General features: G+C 62.7%; 19 protein-coding genes. 9 read left to right on the top strand and 10 right to left on the bottom strand.

Annotation, left to right across the window (positions count from 1 at the left end; translation table 11 throughout):
• Positions 1–12: 12 nt before the first annotated feature.
• From ACF8EF_RS05620 to ACF8EF_RS05600, 5 genes are all read right to left on the bottom strand, one after another.
• Positions 13–1,128: a succinylglutamate desuccinylase/aspartoacylase family protein gene (locus ACF8EF_RS05620; RefSeq protein ID WP_176685342.1), complete on the bottom strand. Its 1,116-nt coding sequence runs from the start codon at positions 1,126–1,128 to the stop codon at positions 13–15.
• Positions 1,129–1,241: 113 nt separating this feature from the next.
• Entirely contained in the window at positions 1,242–2,900 is a 1,659-nt protein-coding gene (locus tag ACF8EF_RS05615; RefSeq protein ID WP_392460661.1) for an ATP-dependent DNA ligase, read from the bottom strand.
• The gene (locus tag ACF8EF_RS05610; protein ID WP_392460660.1) at positions 2,897–3,913 is read right to left on the bottom strand and encodes a ligase-associated DNA damage response exonuclease; all 1,017 of its coding nucleotides are present in this window, start codon (positions 3,911–3,913) and stop codon (positions 2,897–2,899) included. Before ACF8EF_RS05610 ends, ACF8EF_RS05615 begins: the two co-directional genes overlap by 4 nt.
• Positions 3,914–4,039: 126 nt before the next feature.
• Positions 4,040–6,481 carry a penicillin acylase family protein gene (locus tag ACF8EF_RS05605; RefSeq protein WP_392460659.1) on the bottom strand — a complete coding sequence of 814 codons (2,442 nt, stop codon included), beginning with the start codon at positions 6,479–6,481 and terminating at the stop codon, positions 4,040–4,042.
• Positions 6,482–6,583: 102 nt separating this feature from the next.
• Positions 6,584–7,924: a PLP-dependent aminotransferase family protein gene (locus ACF8EF_RS05600; protein ID WP_176685338.1), complete on the bottom strand. Its 1,341-nt coding sequence runs from the start codon at positions 7,922–7,924 to the stop codon at positions 6,584–6,586.
• 172 nt (positions 7,925–8,096) lie between these two features.
• Between ACF8EF_RS05600 and ACF8EF_RS05595 the strand changes: the two genes are divergently transcribed.
• From ACF8EF_RS05595 to ACF8EF_RS05580, 4 genes are read left to right on the top strand one after another with little or no spacing between them, the layout of a single operon-like run.
• A complete protein-coding gene (locus tag ACF8EF_RS05595) occupies positions 8,097–8,810 on the top strand; it encodes a serine O-acetyltransferase (protein WP_176685337.1) in 714 nt (237 codons plus the stop codon).
• A complete protein-coding gene (locus tag ACF8EF_RS05590) occupies positions 8,807–9,595 on the top strand; it encodes an alanyl-tRNA editing protein (protein ID WP_176685336.1) in 789 nt (262 codons plus the stop codon). Before ACF8EF_RS05595 ends, ACF8EF_RS05590 begins: the two co-directional genes overlap by 4 nt.
• On the top strand, positions 9,592–10,803 hold the full coding sequence (locus tag ACF8EF_RS05585; RefSeq protein WP_176685335.1) for an MFS transporter: 1,212 nt from the start codon (positions 9,592–9,594) through the stop codon (positions 10,801–10,803). The genes ACF8EF_RS05590 and ACF8EF_RS05585 overlap by 4 nt, the downstream gene beginning before the upstream one ends.
• Complete coding sequence (locus ACF8EF_RS05580) at positions 10,800–11,702, top strand: pyridoxal-phosphate dependent enzyme (RefSeq protein WP_176685334.1); 903 nt, start codon at positions 10,800–10,802, stop codon at positions 11,700–11,702. The genes ACF8EF_RS05585 and ACF8EF_RS05580 overlap by 4 nt, the downstream gene beginning before the upstream one ends.
• A gap of 169 nt (positions 11,703–11,871) precedes the next feature.
• On the opposite strand, the gene ACF8EF_RS05575 is transcribed toward ACF8EF_RS05580, so the two are convergent.
• From ACF8EF_RS05575 to ACF8EF_RS05560, 4 genes are read right to left on the bottom strand one after another with little or no spacing between them, the layout of a single operon-like run.
• A complete protein-coding gene (locus ACF8EF_RS05575) occupies positions 11,872–12,069 on the bottom strand; it encodes an SEC-C metal-binding domain-containing protein (RefSeq protein ID WP_003254900.1) in 198 nt (65 codons plus the stop codon).
• Between the two features lie 7 nt (positions 12,070–12,076).
• The gene (locus ACF8EF_RS05570; protein ID WP_176685333.1) at positions 12,077–12,550 is read right to left on the bottom strand and encodes an LEA type 2 family protein; all 474 of its coding nucleotides are present in this window, start codon (positions 12,548–12,550) and stop codon (positions 12,077–12,079) included.
• A gap of 2 nt (positions 12,551–12,552) precedes the next feature.
• Entirely contained in the window at positions 12,553–13,029 is a 477-nt protein-coding gene (locus ACF8EF_RS05565; protein ID WP_392460658.1) for a YchJ family protein, read from the bottom strand.
• Positions 13,030–13,031: 2 nt separating this feature from the next.
• Positions 13,032–13,526 carry a DUF6231 family protein gene (locus ACF8EF_RS05560; RefSeq protein ID WP_176685326.1) on the bottom strand — a complete coding sequence of 165 codons (495 nt, stop codon included), beginning with the start codon at positions 13,524–13,526 and terminating at the stop codon, positions 13,032–13,034.
• A 159-nt stretch (positions 13,527–13,685) separates the two neighbouring features.
• Between ACF8EF_RS05560 and ACF8EF_RS05555 the strand changes: the two genes are divergently transcribed.
• The 3 genes from ACF8EF_RS05555 to ACF8EF_RS05545 all read left to right on the top strand — a co-directional run bounded on the left by ACF8EF_RS05555 (position 13,686) and on the right by ACF8EF_RS05545 (position 15,560).
• Positions 13,686–14,378: an OmpA family protein gene (locus tag ACF8EF_RS05555; RefSeq protein WP_176685325.1), complete on the top strand. Its 693-nt coding sequence runs from the start codon at positions 13,686–13,688 to the stop codon at positions 14,376–14,378.
• Positions 14,379–14,467: 89 nt separating this feature from the next.
• A complete protein-coding gene (locus ACF8EF_RS05550; protein WP_209967676.1) occupies positions 14,468–15,187 on the top strand; it encodes an OmpA family protein in 720 nt (239 codons plus the stop codon).
• A 97-nt stretch (positions 15,188–15,284) separates the two neighbouring features.
• Positions 15,285–15,560 (top strand): DUF1145 domain-containing protein, encoded by a 276-nt coding sequence (locus tag ACF8EF_RS05545; protein WP_176685323.1) that lies wholly within the window; start codon positions 15,285–15,287, stop codon positions 15,558–15,560.
• 116 nt (positions 15,561–15,676) lie between these two features.
• On the opposite strand, the gene ACF8EF_RS05540 is transcribed toward ACF8EF_RS05545, so the two are convergent.
• A complete protein-coding gene (locus ACF8EF_RS05540) occupies positions 15,677–16,141 on the bottom strand; it encodes a CopD family protein (RefSeq protein ID WP_020191313.1) in 465 nt (154 codons plus the stop codon).
• A gap of 98 nt (positions 16,142–16,239) precedes the next feature.
• Here ACF8EF_RS05540 and dinG point away from each other — a divergent pair, with 98 nt between their 5' ends.
• Together dinG and ACF8EF_RS05530 are read left to right on the top strand one after the other, a co-directional pair.
• Positions 16,240–18,384: an ATP-dependent DNA helicase DinG gene (dinG, locus tag ACF8EF_RS05535; protein WP_274148987.1), complete on the top strand. Its 2,145-nt coding sequence runs from the start codon at positions 16,240–16,242 to the stop codon at positions 18,382–18,384.
• A 79-nt stretch (positions 18,385–18,463) separates the two neighbouring features.
• Positions 18,464–20,698 (top strand): beta-galactosidase, encoded by a 2,235-nt coding sequence (locus tag ACF8EF_RS05530; protein WP_392460657.1) that lies wholly within the window; start codon positions 18,464–18,466, stop codon positions 20,696–20,698.
• The last annotated feature ends 119 nt before the right edge of the window (positions 20,699–20,817 follow it).

Here is a 20,817-nt window from a genome sequence, read left to right as displayed (position 1 = left end):
GTTTTACCCGGATCAATTGGCCAACAGGTAGCCGCTGCGGCATACCTGTTCGCCGGCCACATGGGCGATGACCATGCCAGCGGTGGCCATGCGCCGTACGCTACGCGCATACAGCAGGCCCGGCTGGCTGTTGCGCAGGGCGGTGACTCGGTCACTGAGTGGGTCGATGACTTCGGCAATCAGTTGGCCGGCCTCCAGGTGCTGGCCCGGTTTGGCATGGTAAACCAGCAACCCACCCAGTGGCGTTGCCACGGGTTCCACCGCGGCCAACGGCGTGGCGTGGCGTAACAGTGCGGGCAGGGCGGCCCTGGTGCCTTCGATGACACCGGCGTGGGTCAGGAAGTCGAGGATCGCCTGGCAGTCCTTGCTGGCCAGATCATGGCTGACATCCGCCTGGCCGCGCAGCTCGACGGTTACCGAGCAGCAGCCTAACGGAATCGGGAAGCGTTTGCCGAAGCGCTGCTGCAATTGCCACCAGACCAGGCTGAAACACTCATCGAACGACTGCCCGCCCGAGTCGGTTGCCAGCAGGCTGGCCTGGGCGCCCAGGTAACGGGCCAAGGGTTCGATCTGGGGCCATGCATCGGGTGTGGTGTACAGGTGCTCGACCGCTTCGAAGTCGCAGTGCAGGTCCAGCACCATGTCGGCATCGCAGGCCAGGCGCTGCAGTATCAGGCGCTGGGCCTGCAGGGGGGTACGGGCCGGGTGTGCATCCAGGCCGCGGCGCAGGTATTCGCGGATCAGTGCAAGGTTGTGCTGCGGGTCCTGGGTGAGGTGTTCTTCGATCTGGTCGCCGATGCTGTCCGACAGGTCGACGAAGTGGCGATTGAAGTTCTCGCCACTTTGCAGTTCAAAACGCCCCAATGGCGCATCCAGCAGCACTTGCTCCAGGCCCACCGGGTTGGCAACCGGCACCAGAATGATCTCGCGCTGCAGTCGGCCTTGCTGTTCCAGCTCGACCAGGCGGCGCTTGAGGTGCCAGGCTACCAGCATGCCCGGCAACTCGTCGGCATGTAGCGAGGCCTGTATATAGACTTTGCCACCACTGCGGGGGCCGAAGTGGAAGCTGTGCAGTTGGCGGGTGATGCCCGGAACGGGGGAGAGCAGGTCGTGGGTTGAGTGATGCATGTTGGTCCTGGCTGCGTGGCGAAAACGGTCTGCGACACGGGTCGGCTCAAAAATAGAAGCATAGTTTCAGCGAATGCGCCTCATCCTGCAGCAATCGGGCAACGCAAACTTTTTCAGGCCAGTAGCGCCTGCAAGGTGGCCAGGTCATCTGCCTCCTCCACCGGCTTGTCCAGCCGCCAGCGCAGCATGCGCGGAAAGCGCACGGCGATACCGCTTTTGTGACGCCGGGACAGTGCGATGCCTTCGAAGCCCAGCTCGAACACCAGCGTTGGCGTCACACTGCGCACCGGGCCGAACGTTTCCACCGTGGTCTTGCGGATGATGGCGTCCACCTTGCGCATTTCTTCGTCACTGAGCCCTGAATAGGCCTTGGCAAAGGGCACCAGCGCCCGATCAGGGGTACCTGCCGGTGCATCCCATACGGCAAAGGTGTAGTCGCTGTACAGGCTGGCCCTGCGGCCGTGGCCGCGTTGGGCATAGATCAGCACCGCATCGACGCTGAACGGGTCGATCTTCCACTTCCACCAAATGCCCATGTCCTTGGTGCGTCCCACGCCGTACAGGGCCTTGCGCTGCTTCAGCATCAGCCCCTCCACACCCAGGCTGCGCGACTGTTCGCGCTGGCGGGCAAGGTCGGGCCAGTCCGGGCCTTGCAGCAGAGGCGACAACAGCACGGGGGCAAGTGGGTGTTCATCCACCAGGCGTTCCAGCTGGCTTCGACGTTCGTGTTGCGGTCGGCTGCGCCAGTCATCGCCCTGCCACTCCAGCAGGTCGTAGGCCTGCAGCACCACTGGCGCATCGTTCAGCAGTTTTTTGCCCAGCGTTTTGCGACCGATGCGCTGTTGCAGCAAGGCAAATGGCTGCACGGCCAGTTCAGTCTCGTTTTCACCGGGTTTCCAGACCAGAATCTCGCCGTCGAGCACAACGCCATCGGGCAACGTCTGTGCCAGACCATGCAGTTCGGGGAAACGCTCGGTAACCAGTTCTTCGCCGCGTGACCACACCCACAGCTGGCCATCGCGCTTCACCACCTGCGCCCGAATCCCGTCCCACTTCCACTCGATTTGCCAATCGCTTGGTGGCCCGAGCAGGGTGTCGAATTGATCGCTGGACACTTGCAGGGGATGGGCCAGGAAGAATGGGTAGGGCTGGCCGCCGCGCTGGTTGTGTTCATCGGCGGACTCTGGAGCGATCAGCCTCTGGTAGCTGGCTGCAGTAGGGCGATGGCCTGTATCGGTGTAGCCGACCAGGCGCTGGGCCACGCGTTTGGCGTCCAGCCCGGCCAATTGTGACAGGGCGCGGGTGACCAGCAGCTTTGACACGCCCACGCGAAAGCTGCCAGTGATCAGCTTCAGGCATAGCATCAGGCTGGCGCGGTCCAACCGGGCCCAGAGCGGTGGCAGGCGCAGCCTGACTTGCTCAGGCGGCAGCCCGCGCAGGGGCAGCAAATGCTGTTCCACCCAGGTGGCCAGGCCTTCCTCGCTGCCATTGGCGTGCAGCGGCAGCAGCAGCGAAATGGTCTCGGCCAGGTCGCCCACGGCCTGATAGCTTTCTTCGAACAGCCAGTCCGGCAGGCCTGCCAGCGCTGTTGCCAGTTCGCGTAGAAGGCGGGTGGGCACCAGTTGGCGTGGGCGCCCGCCGGCCAGGAAATACACCGCCCAGGCAGCATCTTCGGCGGGCGCCATGTCGAAGTAGCCGCGCAGTGCCTCGAGCTTGGCGTTGCTGGAGGTGGTCGCGTCCAGACGCAGGAACAGCGTAGCGAAGGCTTTCATGGCGAAGTGGCCGTGTTCGGCGCATCGTCTTCGTCGCCATACTCGGTGACGAAGGCGCGGGCATCCAGGCCTTGTTCGGTGAGGTAGCGCACCAGTACGTCGACCGAGCCGTGGGTGACCATTACCCGTTTGGCACCGGTCTGGCCAATGGCCCAGAGCAGGCCGGGCCAGTCGGCGTGGTCGGATAGCACAAAGCCCCGGTCCACGCCGCGCCGTCGGCGGGCGCCGCGTAGCAGCATCCAGCCGCTGGCCAAGGCATCACTGTAATCGCCAAAACGGCGCAGCCAGCTGCTGCCGCTGGCTGATGGGGGCGCCAGGATCAGTGCCTGGCGCAGCAGTGGATCGTTGCGCGGGATGTCGCCTGCGTAGCGGGTTTCCGGCAGGCGGATACCGGCATCCCGGTACACCCGGTTGAGCGACTCCATGGCGCCATGCACGAGGATCGGGCCGATGCTGGCATCCAGCCCATGCAGAATCCGCTGGGCCTTCCCGAAGGCATAGCAGAACAGTACGCTGGCTTTGCCCTGTTCGCTGTTTGCCCGCCACCAGGCATTGATGTCGGCGAAGGTCTCGCTTTGGCTTGGCCAGCGGTAGATCGGCAGGCCGAAGGTCGACTCGGTGATGAAGGTGTGGCACGCCACTGGTTCGAAGGGCGTACAGGTGCCATCGGGTTCTACCTTGTAGTCACCGGATGCAACCCAGACTTCACCTCGGTACTCCATGCGCACCTGCGCCGAACCCAGCACGTGCCCGGCCGGGTGCAGGCTCAACGTCACACCGTGGTGCAGCAGGCGCTCACCGTAGGGCAGGGTCTGCAAATTGATGGCCTGGCCCAGGCGGCTGCGCAGAATGCCGGCACCGGGGCTGGCGGTCAGGTAATGGCCATTGCCGGTGCGTGCGTGGTCGCCGTGGCCGTGGGTAATGACAGCCCGGTCCACGGGCCGCCAGGGGTCGATATAGAAATCTCCGGGCGGGCAGTACAGCCCTTCGGGGCGGGCGATGACAAGGTCCATGGCACGGGCACTGGTTCTGGGCTTACCCGTTAGGATACGTGGTGCAAGGCGTTAGTTCGGATGGATGTGGGAGGGAGCTGCTGAATACGTTCACCAGGCCCCCTCGTGCTTCCCTCAAGCACGCCTTTACCGCCCCGGCACCAACGTAAGCCGCTGGTTGCCATACGCCCTGGCGAAGTTCTGCTGTTGCAGCGGCAGGCTCATGAATCGCCCTTTGAACCAGGCATCCAGCCCGTCGCGGTAATGCGCGCTGGCCGGGTTGCCGGACTGGCCGTTACTGGTCAGTATCTGCAAGGGTTCGGCCTGGCCGAAGTCGACGATCATCCGTGCCGAGGCTGGCAGGCGAGTGTCGAAGTCGCTGCCCCAGGCGAATGGTGTGAGGGCCAGGGTAGTGAAGTCGCCGCCTGCGGCAAGCGGCGCACGGCTGATCGCATCACCCAGGCCATGGTAGGCCGGTGCCGGCCAGCGGTACTGGTGCAGCTTGCCCCACTGCCAGGTGCGTCGGTCGGCCCCCAGTTGCGCGATACCGGCCTCCATTGCGCCCGCCAGGCTGCGGGCGAGGATGGTGGGTTTGTCTTCTTTTTGCGGCGTGGTGCGGTCATCCCAGAAAGGGCTGTCATCGCGGCCCAGCAGGTGATCGGCCTGCGCCGAGAACGACAAACGTGCATTGCTGACGAACGCCTGCCAGGCCGGGCTGGACGCCGGGCCAAGGTCATCGAGGAAGGTCTGTCGAGCGACCTCCTGCAAGAACAACGCGTACAGCGCGGCATCTGCCGACACCGGGCTCAGGCGTCCATCGAAAGCCTTGATCCGGGCCAGTGTGTCGCGGGCCTTGTCGCGCTGCACAGCGGGGAGGGCGTCGATCGCCTGCTTCAGAGGCTGGGCCATGCCGGGGGCGTCGAACATCTGCTTGAGCTTGTTGGCCAGCAAGGTCACCTGGTCGTTCTGCAGGGCCATCAGGCTGCGACTGTCGTGGCGGCCGTTGCCGGCCAGCTGTGCCAGGCGTTCGGCACGTTCGGGGTAATACCAGGTGCTGGACAACTGCATGCCATAGCCGCGCGGCAGGCTGCGCTGGTTGGCGTGGCCGATCCAGCCCGCGGGTGGGTCCTGGTCGTATGGGTGCAGCATCGGGTCGGCATAGCCGTCCCAATCGTAACGCCCGTCCCAGCCCGGCGAGGGCAGCAAGCCCTGGCCATCGCGGCGATTGGGGTAGCGGCCACTGACTTGCCAGCCGATGTGCTCAGGCTCGGCGAAAACGAAGTTGACGGCAGCAGCGGTCACTTCCCGGGTGCTGTCGAAGGCTCGCTCCAGGTTCTTGGCCCGCGTCAGGTCGAACAGCGCATCCAGGCTGCGATCACCTTTGAACTGTGGCAGGTTCAGCGCCAGGCCCAGGCTAGCGTTTTCTGGCTGGGCCAGCAGGGTGCCGTGGCGGGTGTCGTACATCACTTCGCGCAGTGGTCGTTGCCCACGGATAAAGAAGGTTTCGATACGGGTGCGGGCCGGCAGCCATTTACCGTCGGCCAGGTAGCTCAACTGATTGCCTTGGCGGCGCAACTGCTCAAGGAACACGTCCTGATTGTCGGCCATCACTGCGCTGCTGCTCCAGGCCAGCTTGCCATTGTAGCCGGCCAGCACGATCGGCAGGCCGGGCAAGGACAGGCCGGCCACCTGGTACTTGCTGGTATTGATTTGTACCGGGCTCAAGGCCCAGCCGGCGCGGCTGTCGCTGGCCAGCAGGCTCTTGCCGCTGCGGCTGCGCTGCGGGCCCAGGGCCAGGTTGGCCGACCCCGGGCTACCGAGCAGGTCGAGGTCGGCGAGCTTCTGGCTGGCGGCTGTCAGGGCGGGCAACCCCGGCAACTGGCTGGCGAGGTTCAGGCCCCTGAGCTTGTCCACTTCCATTTCGGCCAACGGCTCGTCCGGGGCCCCGGGCAGCAACCAGGCCAGCTTGTCGCTACCCACTTTCTGCGCCAGGGTCAGGGCGCTGAGTTCCTCGTGCAGGTTGACCGACTGGCTGAACGCGTACAGGCAGAAGATCAGCGCCGAGTCTTCAGGCTTCCAGTATTCGGGGCGATAGCCACTGCTGGCCAGGCCTGCTGGCAGCTTGTCGCGGTAGCGGAACAGGTAGGCGTTGACCCCGCGCGCGTACACTTCGAAGAAGCGCTTGAGCCGTGGCGATGCGTCGGCGTATTGCTGGGCGGCACTCTGCTTGAGGTTGGCGGCGCGCATGAGGCGGTCGATGTCCAGCGCTTCGCTGCCGGCCAGTTCGGCCAGACGGCCCTGGGCGAGCAGGCGCATGGCGACCATCTGTTCGATGCGGTCGCTGGCGTGCACATAGCCCAGGCTGAACAGCGCATCATGGAAGCTGCTGCTTTCGATCAGCGGCGCGCCCATGGCATTGCGCCGTACCGAAACGTTCTGCGCCAGGCCCTTGAGCGGCTGCACGCCGCTGGTCGGTGGCACGCTATCCTGGTAGCCGCCCATCTGGCAGCCGGCCAGCCCGAGCATGCCGAGCAGGGTGGCAGCGGTTGCGAACCGCAAGCGGAAGGGAGGAAAGGCGGGGGCGGCCATGGCAAGGGCTCCTGCAAGGCGAGGCTGGTTTGGAAAGGCGCTAAGGTAGTAAGCGCGCAGGCGCCGTGCAAGGTCCCAGGTCGGTTTATTTGATTGCGCGGGTCAAACGTCGAAGTGCTCAGCCAAGGCGTCGGAAAAATGCGTGCAATTGATACGCGTGTAGCGTTGATAGTCACGGCTCACCGCGAATGCAGAGCCGGGCATCAGCAGGATCTTGTGCTGCTCCAGTTTACGCATGAAAGGTTGCAGGTCGGGCAGGTCCGGGTGGTAGACCCAGAGGAACATCCCCCCTTGTGGTGCAATGTCGAACTGCCAGCCGCGCTCGAGCAGCAAGCGTTGGGTTTGCACTTGCTGGCGAATCAGGCGCTGCTGCACGTCCTTCATGTGCCGGGCATAGGTGCCATCCGACAATATGGTGTTGACGAAGCGTTCGCAAAACGCCGGGACAGCAACGCAGGTCAGCAGTTTAAGGCGTGTGAGCGGCTCGATCAGGTCTTGCGAGCAGGCAATGAACCCCACGCGCAGCGATGCCGACAGGCACTTGGAGAAGCTGCCGATGTAGATAACCCGGTCAAGGTTGTCCAGCTCGGCAAAGGTCTGGCGCACGGCGGGGCTGAAGTCCCCATACACATCATCCTCGACCACGAAGAACTCGTGCTCCACCGCCAGGCGCAGGACGCTGAAGGCGTTGTGCGGGCTGATGTTGCTGCCGGTCGGGTTGTGGAAGGTGCTGTTGCAGAAAAACGCCTTGACCTTGTGCCTGGCCAGGTGGCTTCTCATTTCTTCCACGTCCGGCCCGTCCTGGGTCCGCCGAATACCGACGACGTGCCCGCCCGCCAGCTGGATCAGCTTGATCAGGTTGCCGTTACCCGGTTCGTCGACGAAAACGTGGTCGCCTGGTTTGATCAGCAACCGTGCCACCAGGTCCAGGCCTTGCGTAGCCCCCAGTGTGGTCAGCAACTGGTTGGGGCGGGCTTCGACACGGGTCAGCCGTTTCATGTGCACGCACAGCTGTTTACGCATGGGCAGGTAGCCCTGGATGTCGCCGTACTCTGCCAGCGAGCTCTGCTCCAACCGCGCCGTGCGCCGAATTGCCTTGGCCAGCAACTCGGTGTCGCGCCATGCAGGGGGCAGCCAGCCGCTGCCCAGTTTGGTGAAGTGCTGGCCGCCCTGCAGCAGCCGGAACAGCGGATCGCCGGCCATGCACTCGGGTTCGTGGATCACGCTGGTTTGCCGGGCGCGGTTTGCCACGAAGTAGCCACGGCCGGGTGATGCCGTCAACACACCTTCGCTGACCAACTGGGCATAGGCCGATACGACGTCGTGGTAACTGAAGTCGACTGCAGCCGTCAGCTTGCGGATGGAGGGCATGCGTTGCCCTGGCAACCACTCGCCTGCATCCAGGCGTTGTTTCAACAGGTGATGAAGGCTGCAGGGGGTCATGGCAGGTCCGAAACCGTTAGAAAAAAAAGCCTAACAGTTAACGGAAATGCTTGTCGACTGTTCGTTTGCAAATGGCCAGCACATGCCACTATCCCCGTGTCGAAACTTTCGGCTGCCAACAAAGGCGGCACTTATAGCGTTTGTGCAGACCCGATAACTGGATATCAAGCCCATGCACCCTATGGACATGCAATCAGCCGTCATTGCCAGGCTTCCTGTCCCTGACGAACTGGAGTCATTCAAAGTTGTAAAGAATCTTGTGACCTCGGCGTTATTGGAGTGTTGTTCAATCGTCGAGTTCGAAGCACTGAAAGAAACATCGGTCATTGAAAGTGTGACTGAACAGGCACATGCCGATTTGCAGGCATTTGCCATGAAAGATCCGGCTGCCGGCCGCGACCTGGTATTCATTGCAAAAACCTACACCTCTTATTCTGCGGTTTTGCATTATCGGCTTGCCCATTGGATCTACAACAATAGCGCCGCTACCTACGGCGCCGGCGGTCAATGCCTGGCCGCCATGATTTCCCGGCGCGGAAAAATGCTGTCGGGGGCGGAGATTCATTTCCGCAGCCGCATCGGTGCGCGCTTCATCATCGATCATGGCATGGGCACCGTCATTGGTGAAACGTCGACCATTGGTGACGATTGCTACGTGCTGGGCGGGGTGACCCTGGGCGCCCGCGGTATCAGTGACAACCCCTCGAACCCCAGGCATCCGACGTTGGGTAACCGGGTACAGATCGGCGCTTTCGCCAGTGTGCTGGGCGCAATTCATGTGGGTGACGGCGCGTTTATCGGACCGGGCTGCATTGTTACCAAAGACGTCCCGGCCGCTGCCCGGGTACAGGTTAAAACATCATTGCAGGTGGTATTGGAATCATGAACTCTCTTAACTATGAAGTTTTACGAAATACCGAGAAACTGTATTACAAAGACCAGTACCTGGCGGGCGCGAACACTCAAGTAGCACGCGTGCACAGTGACGGCATCGAGTTGTTGAGCACAGTGGCCTACCCGGAAGGTGGCGGCCAGGAAGCGGACTTCGGCACGATTGAATTACCGGTGGGTACCGTGCGATTCATCTGGGTTAAAAAACTCTACGGTAGCCCTATTCGCCTGGAGGGTTTCAAAGGCGGAAAACTGGGCGGCATCATTATTCACAGCTTGCACCCTGATGATTTGCACTTGCTTGATGAAGTCACCGTAGGCATGCCAGCCCGCGTCACTATCGATATTGAACGGCGCGAACGGCTGACGTTGTCTCACAGTGCCAGCCACTTCCTGTATGCCGCCGCCATCGGGCTGCGTGAAGAGCTGAAGCAATGGACGATCGGCTGCCATATCAAAGAAGACACGGCACGTTTCGACTTCCTGGTCGAGGACGCGTTCACGGCTGAAGACGTACTTGAAATAGAACGACGGGCGAATGAACTGATCGGCTGCGATGCGCCCATCGAGCACTACGCGGTTCAAGGCCTGGAGGACGCGCGTTTGTGGACCTACAACGGGATAGAAATCCCGTGCGGTGGCACGCACCTCGATTCGCCTCGGCGCATCGGGCGCCTTGGCGTCAAGCGCAAACGCCTGGGTAAAGGCAAGGAACGGCTGATCTGCGTGTTCCCCGAGGCCGAAATCGACCTGTCCCCTTATCACGAGCACGCATTATGAACAGCACGTTACCGCGGCGCACGTACCTGTATTTCACCGCACAGTCGATCAACCTGACGACTGCCGTGATGTCGGTGACGATGGCCGCCATTGTCGGGGCCTCGTTGGCGCCTGACGCCGCATGGTCCACGGTGCCGTACGGGTTCCAGTTTCTTTGCCTGATGTTGGCAACCTATCCGGTCTCCAGGCTGATGAGCCGCATCGGCCGTAAAAAGGCGTTCATGCTGGGCGCGATTCCCCTGGCGCTGTCTGGCGTAAGCGGCTTTCTGGCGGTGGAGCACCAGCATTTTCCAACGCTGGTCCTCAGCCACTCAGCATTGGGTGTGTACATCGCGTTCGCCAACTTCAACCGGTTCGCGGCAACCGACAATCTTTCCCAGGCCTTGAAGCCCAAGGCGCTTTCGCTGGTCGTGGCTGGCGGGGTCATCGCGGCTGTCGTCGGGCCAACGCTTACCGAGTGGCTGCGTGATGTTGGTGGCTTCCCACTGTTTTCGTTGTGTTATGCCGCGTTTGTCGGCCTGGCGCTGCTGTCGTTGTTGATTGCCCTGTGCCTGCCCAATGATGCGGGTACGGCCAGCGCGATCAACAGCGCAACACAGCCGGCAAGCACCCGCGCCGAGCCGGCAGGCCCGAGCGTGGTTGTGGCAATGGCTGTCGCTGCGCTGGGCTACGGGATCATGAACCTGCTGATGATCCAGGCTTCGATGCACATGAAACACATGCACGAGGACTTCACTGACGTCCGACTGGCGATCCAGTGGCATGTGATCGCCATGTTTGCCCCGTCGTTCTTCACCGGCGCCATCATCCAGCGACTGGGTATCAAGACCACCATTTGCGCGGGCCTGGCCCTGTTGATCGGTTGCTCGGCGATGAATATCTGGTCGCACAGCTACGCCATGATGACCCTGGCACTGATTGCCCTTGGACTGGGCTGGAACCTCACTTATGTAGGCGGAGGTGCGTTGCTGGCCCAGTCACTGCAGAACAGCCCGGCCGCGATGCAGATGCAGGGCAAGAACGACCTGGCCATTGCCGTTTTTGCCACCCTCGGCGCATTCAGCCCTTCGCTGTTGCTGAGCTCGGTTGGCTGGGACGGTACCAATGCCATCTGCATGGTCCTCTGCATGGGGTTGCTGGTTGCCACTGCCGGCTTGCTGCAGAACAAGGCCGGTCTGCATACTTCAATGGAAGGTAGCCGCAAATGAGCGAGCTCATCAGTGTCAGCGATCGCATCTACACCAAACTGGAAATGAACAACCCGGGCGGTAGCCACAAATACCGGGCGGCGCGGCAGATCGTCGAACATGCCGTGCGCAAGGGTGACATCATTCCCGGGGTGACGACCGTCATCGAAAAGACCGGTGGCAGTTTCGGCTTTGGCTTGCTGGCGGCTTGCCACAAATACCAGGTCGCCGTAGAGCTGGCGGTCGGGCTGAGTTTCAGCCAGACCAAGCGGGATCTGCTGGAGTGTTTCGGTGCCCGACTGATCGGCAAGGAAATGCTGATGGCCGGTGCCACACCCAAGGACGTGGTGATGCATCACCTGGATAACCAGGCCGCGCTGGGCAAGTCATACTTCTACACCGACCAGTTCAACAACCCGGTAGGCATCGAGGCCCACCGCTATCAGACCGCCAGCGAACTGGCCATGCAACTGACCAACGCCGGGGCGGGGAGGCAGATCCTGTTCGTGGGCTGTGCGGGTACTGGCGCCAGTTTCACGGGTATCACCCTGGGGCTGAAGGACCATGGCTTCGAGGTGTCGACGGTGCTGGTCGATCCCAATGGCTGTGACTCGAGGGCCGGCGTGTTCGCCGATCATCGTTTTGAAGGCATGGCCGTGGGCGTTTGCCCGCCGTTCATGGACTGGTCGCTGGTGGACGAGCGGGCCCAGGTGCACCATGCAGAAATGCTGGCCGCACAGCGCTGGTTCTACATGCAGAGTGGCATTTTCGTCGGTAATACAGCCGCTGCCTGCCTGGCGGTTGCCCAGCGCATGGCCCAGCACCCGCAGTATGTCGAGACCACCCTGGTGACCATCGCCTATGATGCCGGCCTCTGGTACCAGGACCTGCTGGGGGCTAACCGGCGAAAGGCCGCGTAGCCTACCTGTGCCAGGCTCATGATTCAGAGGCTGGCACGGTACCTGTGGGAGCGGGCAAGCCCGCGAAGCAGGTGACGCGGTGGATGGCACGGGCTTCGCCCGTGTTCGCGGGCGCGCCCGCTCCCCACAGTGTTCGCGCAATCTCTCAGTTTTTTATCGAGTCAGTCGATCAGGCGCCGTGGCACTTCTTGTACTTTTTCTCGCTACCGCACGGGCACGGGTCGTTACGGCCAACGTCCTTCAGGGCGTTGCGTACCGGCTCCTGATGGCCGTGGTTGCAGTGCGGGCCGTGTACATGGCCGTGATCGTGGTGGTGATCATGGTCATGGTTGCAGTCAGGGCCATGAACGTGAGGCTGTTGGGACATTGCAGGGTTACTCCGGTATGTGATCGCCGGAGATTATCTCACCACTGCGTGATATGTGCAGGTCCCGATGGATGAGCAACCCGGTCGCCAGTTCGCCCTGCAGGGTGTAATGCAGCGGCTGCTTGCTTTTCAGCAGTTTGGCCAGTGGCTTCAGGTGCTGCCACAGGTTGGTTCGTGCGGTGATCTTGAACGTGCGCCGTGCATGCCCGCCCACGCTGCGCCATACGCTGGCTTGATCCTGCACCAGTAGCAGGTCATTGAGGCGTATTGCATACGACACGTTGCGAATGAACAGGCGGCTGTCATTGGGGTTGTCGACCCGCAGGTGCAACACGAACTCCTGTTCCAGCAACCTGGCCTTGACTGTTTCGACCTCGACCAGATGCACTTCGGGCTCGCGCCAGTCCTCGCCCCAGCTGGCACAACCCGTCAGCCATGCCAGCAGCGCACCGAGCAGTAGCAGACGGGTGCGCTTGATCATGTTCAGTTCCCTACGTAGCTGGCGCAGCATTTCTTGAATTTGTGCCCGCTGGCGCAGGGACAGGGGTCGTTGCGCCCGGCCTTCAGCCCGACCGTTGGGTCGATGAAGTACCAACGACCGGCATGCTGGACGAAGGCCGAGCGTTCACGGTGCTGATGATCGCCCTCTTGGTCGTGCCAACGCGCGGTAAAGGTGACGAAGCCGTGTTCCGGCTGGCCGCCCAGCACTTCTGCGCTTTCCACCTCCAGGCCCAGCCAGGTGCTCTGTGCACTCCAGTCGGCGATGGCAGCACGGTCCAGGTCGGCTTGCTGAACCGGTAGGGTGGTGGCTACCAGGTAGTCGACCAGGCCCAGCACGTACGCACTGTAGCGTGAGCGCATCAGGGCCTGGGCATCCGGTGCCGGGGTACCGGCATGGTAATGCCCGCAGCAGGCGTCAAGCAGGTTGCCACTGCCACAAGGGCAGACCGAGACACTCATCATCACCACCAGTACTTGCCGAAGTTTTCAGGGTTGGCCCAGAACCTGGCGTTGAGCCAGTCCGGTACCTGCTTATAGTCATGTAGATCATAGGTGAACAGGCTCAAAACCTGTTGGTCACGGCGGAATTTCTCGCTGGCCGACAAGGCCAGGGCGAAGAAGTCGGTGTCCTGCCAGCCGCAGGCGGCCAGGTCGGCCAGCACTGCAACCCGGCTGGCGTTGAGGTTGCGAATGCCGCCGAGCAGCTCCAGGCCGGTGCGCTTGGGCAAGTGCTCCAGGCAGTCCACCAGTACCGCCAGGTCAAAGCGCTGGGCGGCCAGTTCGGCCGGCAGCGGGCCTGGGGCGGCGATGTCGATGGTCACCTGGGGGTGCGCCTGGGCGAAGGCGTCCAGCGCCGGAAAGCGCGTACCTACCAGCAGCAGGCGTTGCGGAGTGAAACGCTCGAGCAGGGCTGCCAGGGCCTGTTGCGGGGTGCGTTTGGAAAAACCTTCGGTCATTGCCATTCCTCGTTCTAGTCGTCCAAGACTAGCGGGCTGCGGCGTGTGGGCAAAGAGGCATGTGGCCGTGACGTAGCTTATTGCTGGCAGGGTTGGGATGAGCGGTCTTTACTCCCAGAGATCGGTCTTATGCCGATTCCCCCTAGGAGAAGCAATGAAATGAGCATAGTACGCACAGCGATACCCCTGGTACTGCTCACCAGTGTGTTGACTGGTTGTGCAGGTTTGCAAAAAACCGACTGGCCGAAATGTGCCGCCGTCGGGGGTGTAGGCGGCGCCGCCTTGGGCGCCATCGAAAGTTCCAGCTGGGCTGGCTGGGGTGCGTTGCTGGGCGGTGGCCTGGCGGCGGGCTATTGCTGGGCCCACGGCGATGGCGACGAGGATGGCGACGGCGTGCCCGACAGCCGTGACAAATGCCCTGGCACCCCGCGTGGTGTGCAGGTCGATGCCAACGGATGCCCGCCTGAGCCGGTCGCGGTGGTCGAAGAAGTGGTGGTGCAGAAGGAAGAAGTCATTGTCATCCGTGATGTGCACTTCGAGTTCGACTCTGCGCGCCTGACTGCCAGTGACAAAGAGCGCCTCAATACCATTGCTACGCGTCTGAAGCAGGAAGCGCCATCTGCCCGCCTTAGCGTCAGCGGCCATACCGACAGCGTCGGTTCCGACAGCTACAACCAGAAGCTGTCCGAGCGACGTGCCCATTCGGTGACCGATTATCTGGTCGACAGCGGTGTAGCGCGCAGCAGCTTCGTTTCGGTGGTCGGCGCGGGTGAGACCCAGCCGGTGGCAGACAATGCCACAGCCGAAGGGCGTGCCATGAACCGTCGTACCGAGATCAAGATCCAGCGGTAAGACGGCGTGCGCTCGTGCCTTGAGCAGTGGCACGGGCGCATCTTCATGCCGCCCGGCCGTTTGTGGCCAATGACACAGGAGCATTCAGCATGAGTGTGACGTCGAAGGCGGCATTGCCGCTGTTGGTGGCTGCCAGCCTGCTCGCGGGCTGCGCTACGCACAGCGATGGCAGTGCGCCCCTCAATCAAAGGACCTGGCCCATCTGCAGCCTGCTGGGCGGCTTGGTCGGTGGTGGCCTTGGCGCCATCGAGAGTTCTTCCTGGGCTGCCGGTGGTGGTGCCCTGGGCGCCATCGCCGGGGGGCTGATTTGTTATGCCCAGGACGGTGACGAAGACGGTGACGGCATTTTCGATCGACGTGATCACTGCCCCGAGACCCCAGCCAACACGGCGGTCGACCACATGGGTTGCCCACTCAGACAGTACCCGGCAGCGCCACCTGCCAGTGCTCCCGAACCCTCGCCAGAGGTGATCACCCTCGATGACAACGGCGCGGTGATGTTCGCCTTCGACTCCGCCGAACTGACGCCGGCGGCCCAGCAACGCCTGCAAGGCCTGGTGGCGAAACTCAACTCACCGACGGTGGCCAAGGTCCGTGTGATCGGGCATACCGACAGTGTGGGCTCCGACAGCTACAACCAGGCACTTTCCGAACGCCGCGCCAGCAGCGTCGCCGAGTACCTGATTGGTCAGGGCCTGGAGATGGGCAAGGTCACCAGCCAGGGCCGCGGGGAAAGCGAGCCGGTGACCGACAACGAAACCGAGGAGGGCCGCGCGCGCAACCGACGGGTGGAGCTGCACTTCAACTGAGTGGTGCAGGCGCCTGCCTTGGCATTACCGTCAATGTCGTTCGCACGGCTTGCTCGATCGGGTCGCCTCGACATGACAACAATCTATAGGGACGGGTATGAAGTTCATCCTGGGTCTGGGCAAGGTCCTGACGGTCGCTTTCTGGGGGGTGTTGTTGTTCAATCAGCTGATGCCACAACCTTTGCCCTTCAATCTGCTGATCAATGCCGCAGGCATCGTCTTGTTGGGTCTGCACTTGCTTGAAGTGCTGTTCTTCAATCGCAGCCTGCGCGGGCGCAGTCACCGTTGGTTTGACCGGTTGCAAATCCTGTTGACGGGGATCTTCCATGTCATGTCCATTCCCCGTGTGCGCGAGGCGCCGCGGGTGAAGTGAGCAGCAGTGGCTGTGATTCTCACCGCGATCCCTTGTGGGGCTTGCCCGCGAACACCGGCAACGCCGGTGACATCCACCGTGGCACCGGTTTCGCTACTGGTTGCGCGCAGAACCTGTCAGATCACCAGCCGCGAACTGGCCACCGCAACCACGGCCAGCCCCAGCAGCAGATTGACCCCCACCATCCGCCGAATGCGCCCCAGTACCGCCGCCCCTGTCGGCCAGTCCTCGGCCTGCACTGCTGCCTTCAATTCCGGCAGCAGCAACGCCTGAATGCGCATGAACAAGGCAAGCATGGCGATCCCGCCACCGATCATCACGTGTACGTACCTGGGTGCTGTCTCGAAACCGCTGAAGCGCATGTGCAACATGCCGATACCACTTATCGCCAAAATCGCCACCGCCAGCCAGACCCAGCCGAAGAAGCGTCGGAAAACTTCCACCCACAAGCGCAGGCGGGCAGGCCCTTCCAGGGCTGCAACCGTTGCCGGGCGCAGCACCAGCCAGGCGAAGAACATGCCGCCGACCCATACCAGGGCGGCCAGAACATGCAGTGTGTAGGGCAGGGCAAAGGCGAGCATTCGGATCTCCATGCGGCAGAAAGGGCAATAGCGGGGTATGATAGCCGCCCCATGCGAAACACTGAAAATATATCCAGCCCTCCGGGCGCCTGCAGACCATGATCAGCAACGAACTCAAAGCCACTATCCAGGGCGCCTATTCGCGTTTTCTCGAAGCCAAGAGCCTCAAGCCGCGCTATGGCCAGCGCCTGATGATCGCCGAAGTGGCCAAGGTACTTGGCGACATTGCCTGCGACGATGAAGGCCGCCGCGCTGGCGAGCCTGCGGTGGTGGCCGTGGAAGCGGGCACCGGTACCGGCAAGACGGTAGCCTACAGCCTGGCTGCCATCCCGGCTGCCAAGGCCGCGGGCAAACGCCTGGTGATCGCCACGGCCACCGTGGCCCTGCAGGAGCAGATCGTCTTCAAGGACCTGCCCGACCTGATGCGCAGCAGCGGCCTCAACTTCAGCTTCGCCCTGGCCAAGGGCCGTGGCCGCTATCTGTGCCTGTCCAAGCTCGACATCTTGCTGCAGGAAGGCCACGCCCAGTCCGCCACGGCTCAACTGTTCGAAGAAGAAGGCTTCCGTATCGAAGTCGACGAGCGCAGCCAGAAGTTGTTCAACAGCATGATCGAGAAGCTTGCCGGCAACCGCTGGGACGGTGACCGTGACAGCTGGCCAGAGGCCCTGGAAGACCAGGACTGGGCACGGCTGACCACCGACCACAGCCAGTGCACCGGCCGCCACTGCCCCAACTTCCAGCAGTGCGTGTTCTACAAGGCTCGCGAAGGCATGGGCAAGGTCGATGTGATCGTCACCAACCACGACATGGTCCTGGCCGACCTGGCCCTGGGTGGCGGTGCGGTGTTACCCGACCCGCGCGATACCATGTACGTGTTCGACGAAGGCCATCATCTGCCAGACAAGGCCATCGGCCATTTCGCCCATTATTCGCGGCTGCGTTCCACCGCCGACTGGCTGGAACAGACCGCCAAGAACCTGACCAAATTGCTGGCCCAGCATCCGCTGCCCGGCGACCTGGGCAAGTACATCGAGCAGGTGCCGGAGCTGGCGCGGGAAGTACGCACCCAGCAGCAGTTCATGTTCACCCTTTGTGAACAGGTAGCCGACTTCCGTCCCAGCGAGGACACCGAAGGCCGTGAACGCCCGCGTTACCGTTTCGAGGGTGGGGTGGTGCCGGAGCAGATTCGCGAAGTGGGCATCGAACTGAAAAAGGGCTTTGCCCGCCTCAACGATCTGTTCACCCGCCTGGCTGACCTGCTCAAGGAGGGCATGGACGGTGAGGTCAACATCGGCATCGCCAGCCATCAGGCCGAAGAGTGGTATCCGCTGTTCGGCAGCCTGGTCACCCGTGCCCAGGGCAACTGGGAGCTGTGGACGGCCTTCACTGCCGAAGACCCGGAAGACAGCCCGCCCATGGCGCGCTGGCTGACCTTGGCCGAGAGTGGCGCGCTGTTCGACATCGAAGTCAACGCCAGCCCCATCCTCGCCGCAGAAATGCTGCGGCGCAGCCTGTGGAGCGTGGCGCACGGTGCGCTGGTGACCTCGGCGACGCTGACCGCGCTGGGCAAGTTCGACCGTTTCCGCATGCGTTCGGGGTTGCCGCGCGATGCCGTCACTTGTGTGGTGCCCAGCCCGTTTGTGCATGGCGATGCCGGTCTTTTGCGGGTCCCCGACCTGAAGGCCGACCCCCGCGATGCTGCGGCGCACACTGCAGCGATCATCCGCGAGCTACCGAACATTGTCGAAGATGCCCGTGGCGCGCTGGTGTTGTTCTCGTCACGCAAGCAGATGCAGGATGTGTTTGACGGTCTGGACCGTGACTGGCGCAAGCTGGTGCTCATCCAGGGTAACCTTTCAAAGCAGGAAACCCTGAACAAGCACAAGGCGCGGGTCGACGATGGCCAGCACAGCGTGCTGTTTGGCTTGGCCAGCTTTGCCGAAGGCGTCGACCTGCCGGGTGCGTATTGCGAACACGTGGTCATCGCCAAGATTCCCTTCGCTGTGCCCGATGACCCGGTCGAAGCTGCGCTGGCCGAGTGGATCGAGGCACGTGGCGGCAACCCGTTCATGGAAATTGCCGTGCCCGACGCCTCGTTGAAGCTGATCCAGGCCTGCGGTCGCCTCCTGCGTACCGAGCAGGATCGCGGCGTTATCACCTTGCTTGACCGGCGCTTGGTCACCCAGCGCTACGGCAAGGCTATTCTCAATGCGCTGCCGCCGTTCCGGCGGGAAATTTCCTGACCGCCGAGCACTTGCGCCGGCGCATTGTCCATTACTCAGTCTTGGGCCCATCAGGGCCCTGAAGGAGAGCCCTCGCCTTATGATCCGCCGTACCGTGCCCGCCGTCTTCGCCTTGTTGTGCAGTTCGCCCTTGCTGGCCGAGCAGCAAACGCTGTTCAGCTTCGTGCGCCCGGCCTCGGTGGTCAATGTGGCGACCGTGAATGCCGGCATGCCGCAGTACAACGCGGAACAAACGGCCGAGGGCGAGGTGTTGCGGCGTGTGGTGTTCAACCCGGCGCAGCAGCCCACCCTGCGCCTGAGCCCGCAGAGCGGGGTGTGGGACTGGTCCGCCGGGCAGTTCCTGACCTTGCGCCTGCAAAGTGCCATGGATTGGGCATTGACCGTGGATGTCACGGTGCAAGGCAGCGATGGCGGCACCTTGACCAGCCGTATCGACCTGCCCGCAGGCCCCGCGCAAACGGTGATGGTGCCGCTGACAGCCAGTTCGCCGCTGGACCAGGGCATGCGCGCCGGCCCGCCGATGCCGTGGACCCACGGTGGTCAGCGCCTCCTTTTGACCAGCAGTGCCGGTGCAGTCGACCTCAAGCAGGTGACCTCGGTCAGCCTGAGCATCCCCAGCCCCAAGGTGGCGCAGAGCCTGTTGATCGAGCGTGTCGGTATCCAGGATGACGACCAGGCGTACAGGGCGGCCTATCACGAGCTGATTGATGCCTATGGCCAGTCGACTCGCGGGAACTGGCCCGAGAAGGTATCCAGTGACGAGCAGCTCAAGGCGGCCGATACCCGTGAACAGCAACAGCTCAAGGGTTGGTTGGCGGAGCGCAGCAAGCAGCAGCTGGACGCTTACGGTGGCCTGGTGGGCGGGCCGGCCTTTGCAGCCAAGGGCTTCTTTCGCACTGAAAAGCGTGATGGCCGCTGGTACCTGATAACGCCGGATGGGCACCCGTTCTATTCGCTGGGGGTGAACGCCGTGGCGGCAGACGGTGGGCGTACGTATGTCGCCGGGCGCGAAGGCATGTTCAAGGCCCTGCCCGCCGAGGGCGATGCACTGGCCGGGTTCTATGGCGAAAGCAACAACGACGATGGTAATGCCTCGTCGCAGGGGCGCAATTTCAAGCAGGGGCGTTGGTTCGACTTCTACGCCGCCAACCTGCAGCGTACTTATGGCAAACCCTGTCCGCCCGCAGTGGAGGGCCAGCCAGCCAACTGCGCACTGCCGGTGCTGGATGCCGACCGCTGGCAGGCGCACGCGCTTGACCGGCTTCTGGCCTGGGGGTTCAACACCGTTGGCAACTGGAGCGAGCCGGCCCTTGGCCAGGCCAGACGCATGCCGTATACCTTGCCGCTGTCGATCGTGGGCGACTATGCCAGCATCAGCACTGGCATGGATTGGTGGGGGCGTATGCCCGACCCGTTCGACCCGCGATTTGCCATGGCCACCGAACGTGCGGTGGCCATCGCCGCTCGCGATCACCGCGACGACCCTTGGTTGATCGGCTACTTCGCGGACAACGAACTGGCCTGGGCTGCCCCCGGAAGCGATCCCCAGGCCCGTTATGGCCTGGCCTACGGTACCTTGCGCCTGACCACCGACGTGCCAGCCAAACGCGCGTTTCTCAAGCAGCTGCGCGACAAGTATCGCAACCAGGAGGGGTTGTCCAAGGCCTGGGGGATCGAACTGACCGCCTGGGAGCTAATGGAGGATCCTGGCTTCGAGGCGCCGTTGCCTAACCCGGAGCACCCGGAAATCGAGCGTGACTACCAACACTTCCAGCGGGTATTTGCCGAGACCTACTTCAAGACCATTTCCGATTCGTTGAAGTGGCATGCGCCCAATCACATGCTCCTGGGTGGTCGCTATGCGGTCAGTACACCGGAGGCGGTCAAGGCCTGTGCCGAGTTCTGCGATGTACTGAGCTTCAACTTCTATACCCTCAAGCCACAGGACGGCTACGACTTTGCCCGCCTGGCGGAGATGGACAAGCCGGTGCTCGTGTCCGAGTTCCAGTTCGGCTCGCGTGATCGCGGGCCGTTCTGGCCGGGGCCATTGGAGCTGGCGCGGGAAGAGGATCGCGGCCCGGCCTACGCAAACTTCCTCAAGGCGGCCCTGGCGCAGCCGATGATCGTTGGCGCGCACTGGTTCCAGTACCTCGACCAACCGGCCAGCGGTCGCCTGCTCGATGGTGAGAACGGCCACCTCGGGCTGGTGGCGATTACCGACATGCCCTATCCAGGGTTTGTCGATGCCGTGCGCAAAAGTAACCTGCACACCATGAGCCAGCTGCGTGCCGAGCTGGAAAGACCGGCCCCCTGAAGTCAGGCTGGTGCAGTCATCTTACGTGGGAGTGGCTTTGTGTCGCGACCACTTGGTCCAAGCCAGTTTGCAAAACGCCCAACTACTGAAACAATGCACACCTTTTTGGATATGGTCGT

The organism is Pseudomonas sp. zjy_15 (assembly GCF_043101865.1).
Lineage (GTDB): Bacteria > Pseudomonadota > Gammaproteobacteria > Pseudomonadales > Pseudomonadaceae > Aquipseudomonas > Aquipseudomonas putida_Y.
Note: the sequence above shows the minus strand (reverse complement) of the source record. Positions and strands in the feature narration are given on the sequence as shown.

Bases quoted from the DNA above. Each gene is read 5' to 3' on its own strand.
- ACF8EF_RS05550 (WP_209967676.1), top strand. From the start codon at position 14,468: ATGAGTGTGACGTCGAAGGCGGCATTGCCGCTGTTGGTGGCTGCCAGC.
- ACF8EF_RS05620 (WP_176685342.1), bottom strand. From the start codon at position 1,128: ATGCATCACTCAACCCACGACCTGCTCTCCCCCGTTCCGGGCATCACC.
- ACF8EF_RS05540 (WP_020191313.1), bottom strand. From the start codon at position 16,141: ATGCTCGCCTTTGCCCTGCCCTACACACTGCATGTTCTGGCCGCCCTG.
- ACF8EF_RS05590 (WP_176685336.1), top strand. From the start codon at position 8,807: ATGAACTCTCTTAACTATGAAGTTTTACGAAATACCGAGAAACTGTAT.
- dinG (WP_274148987.1), top strand. From the start codon at position 16,240: ATGATCAGCAACGAACTCAAAGCCACTATCCAGGGCGCCTATTCGCGT.
- ACF8EF_RS05600 (WP_176685338.1), bottom strand. From the start codon at position 7,924: ATGACCCCCTGCAGCCTTCATCACCTGTTGAAACAACGCCTGGATGCA.
- ACF8EF_RS05570 (WP_176685333.1), bottom strand. From the start codon at position 12,550: ATGATCAAGCGCACCCGTCTGCTACTGCTCGGTGCGCTGCTGGCATGG.
- ACF8EF_RS05565 (WP_392460658.1), bottom strand. From the start codon at position 13,029: ATGAGTGTCTCGGTCTGCCCTTGTGGCAGTGGCAACCTGCTTGACGCC.
- ACF8EF_RS05615 (WP_392460661.1), bottom strand. From the start codon at position 2,900: ATGAAAGCCTTCGCTACGCTGTTCCTGCGTCTGGACGCGACCACCTCC.
- ACF8EF_RS05605 (WP_392460659.1), bottom strand. From the start codon at position 6,481: ATGGCCGCCCCCGCCTTTCCTCCCTTCCGCTTGCGGTTCGCAACCGCT.
- ACF8EF_RS05580 (WP_176685334.1), top strand. From the start codon at position 10,800: ATGAGCGAGCTCATCAGTGTCAGCGATCGCATCTACACCAAACTGGAA.
- ACF8EF_RS05560 (WP_176685326.1), bottom strand. From the start codon at position 13,526: ATGACCGAAGGTTTTTCCAAACGCACCCCGCAACAGGCCCTGGCAGCC.
- ACF8EF_RS05610 (WP_392460660.1), bottom strand. From the start codon at position 3,913: ATGGACCTTGTCATCGCCCGCCCCGAAGGGCTGTACTGCCCGCCCGGA.
- ACF8EF_RS05530 (WP_392460657.1), top strand. From the start codon at position 18,464: ATGATCCGCCGTACCGTGCCCGCCGTCTTCGCCTTGTTGTGCAGTTCG.
- ACF8EF_RS05545 (WP_176685323.1), top strand. From the start codon at position 15,285: ATGAAGTTCATCCTGGGTCTGGGCAAGGTCCTGACGGTCGCTTTCTGG.
- ACF8EF_RS05575 (WP_003254900.1), bottom strand. From the start codon at position 12,069: ATGTCCCAACAGCCTCACGTTCATGGCCCTGACTGCAACCATGACCAT.
- ACF8EF_RS05585 (WP_176685335.1), top strand. From the start codon at position 9,592: ATGAACAGCACGTTACCGCGGCGCACGTACCTGTATTTCACCGCACAG.
- ACF8EF_RS05555 (WP_176685325.1), top strand. From the start codon at position 13,686: ATGAGCATAGTACGCACAGCGATACCCCTGGTACTGCTCACCAGTGTG.
- ACF8EF_RS05595 (WP_176685337.1), top strand. From the start codon at position 8,097: ATGCACCCTATGGACATGCAATCAGCCGTCATTGCCAGGCTTCCTGTC.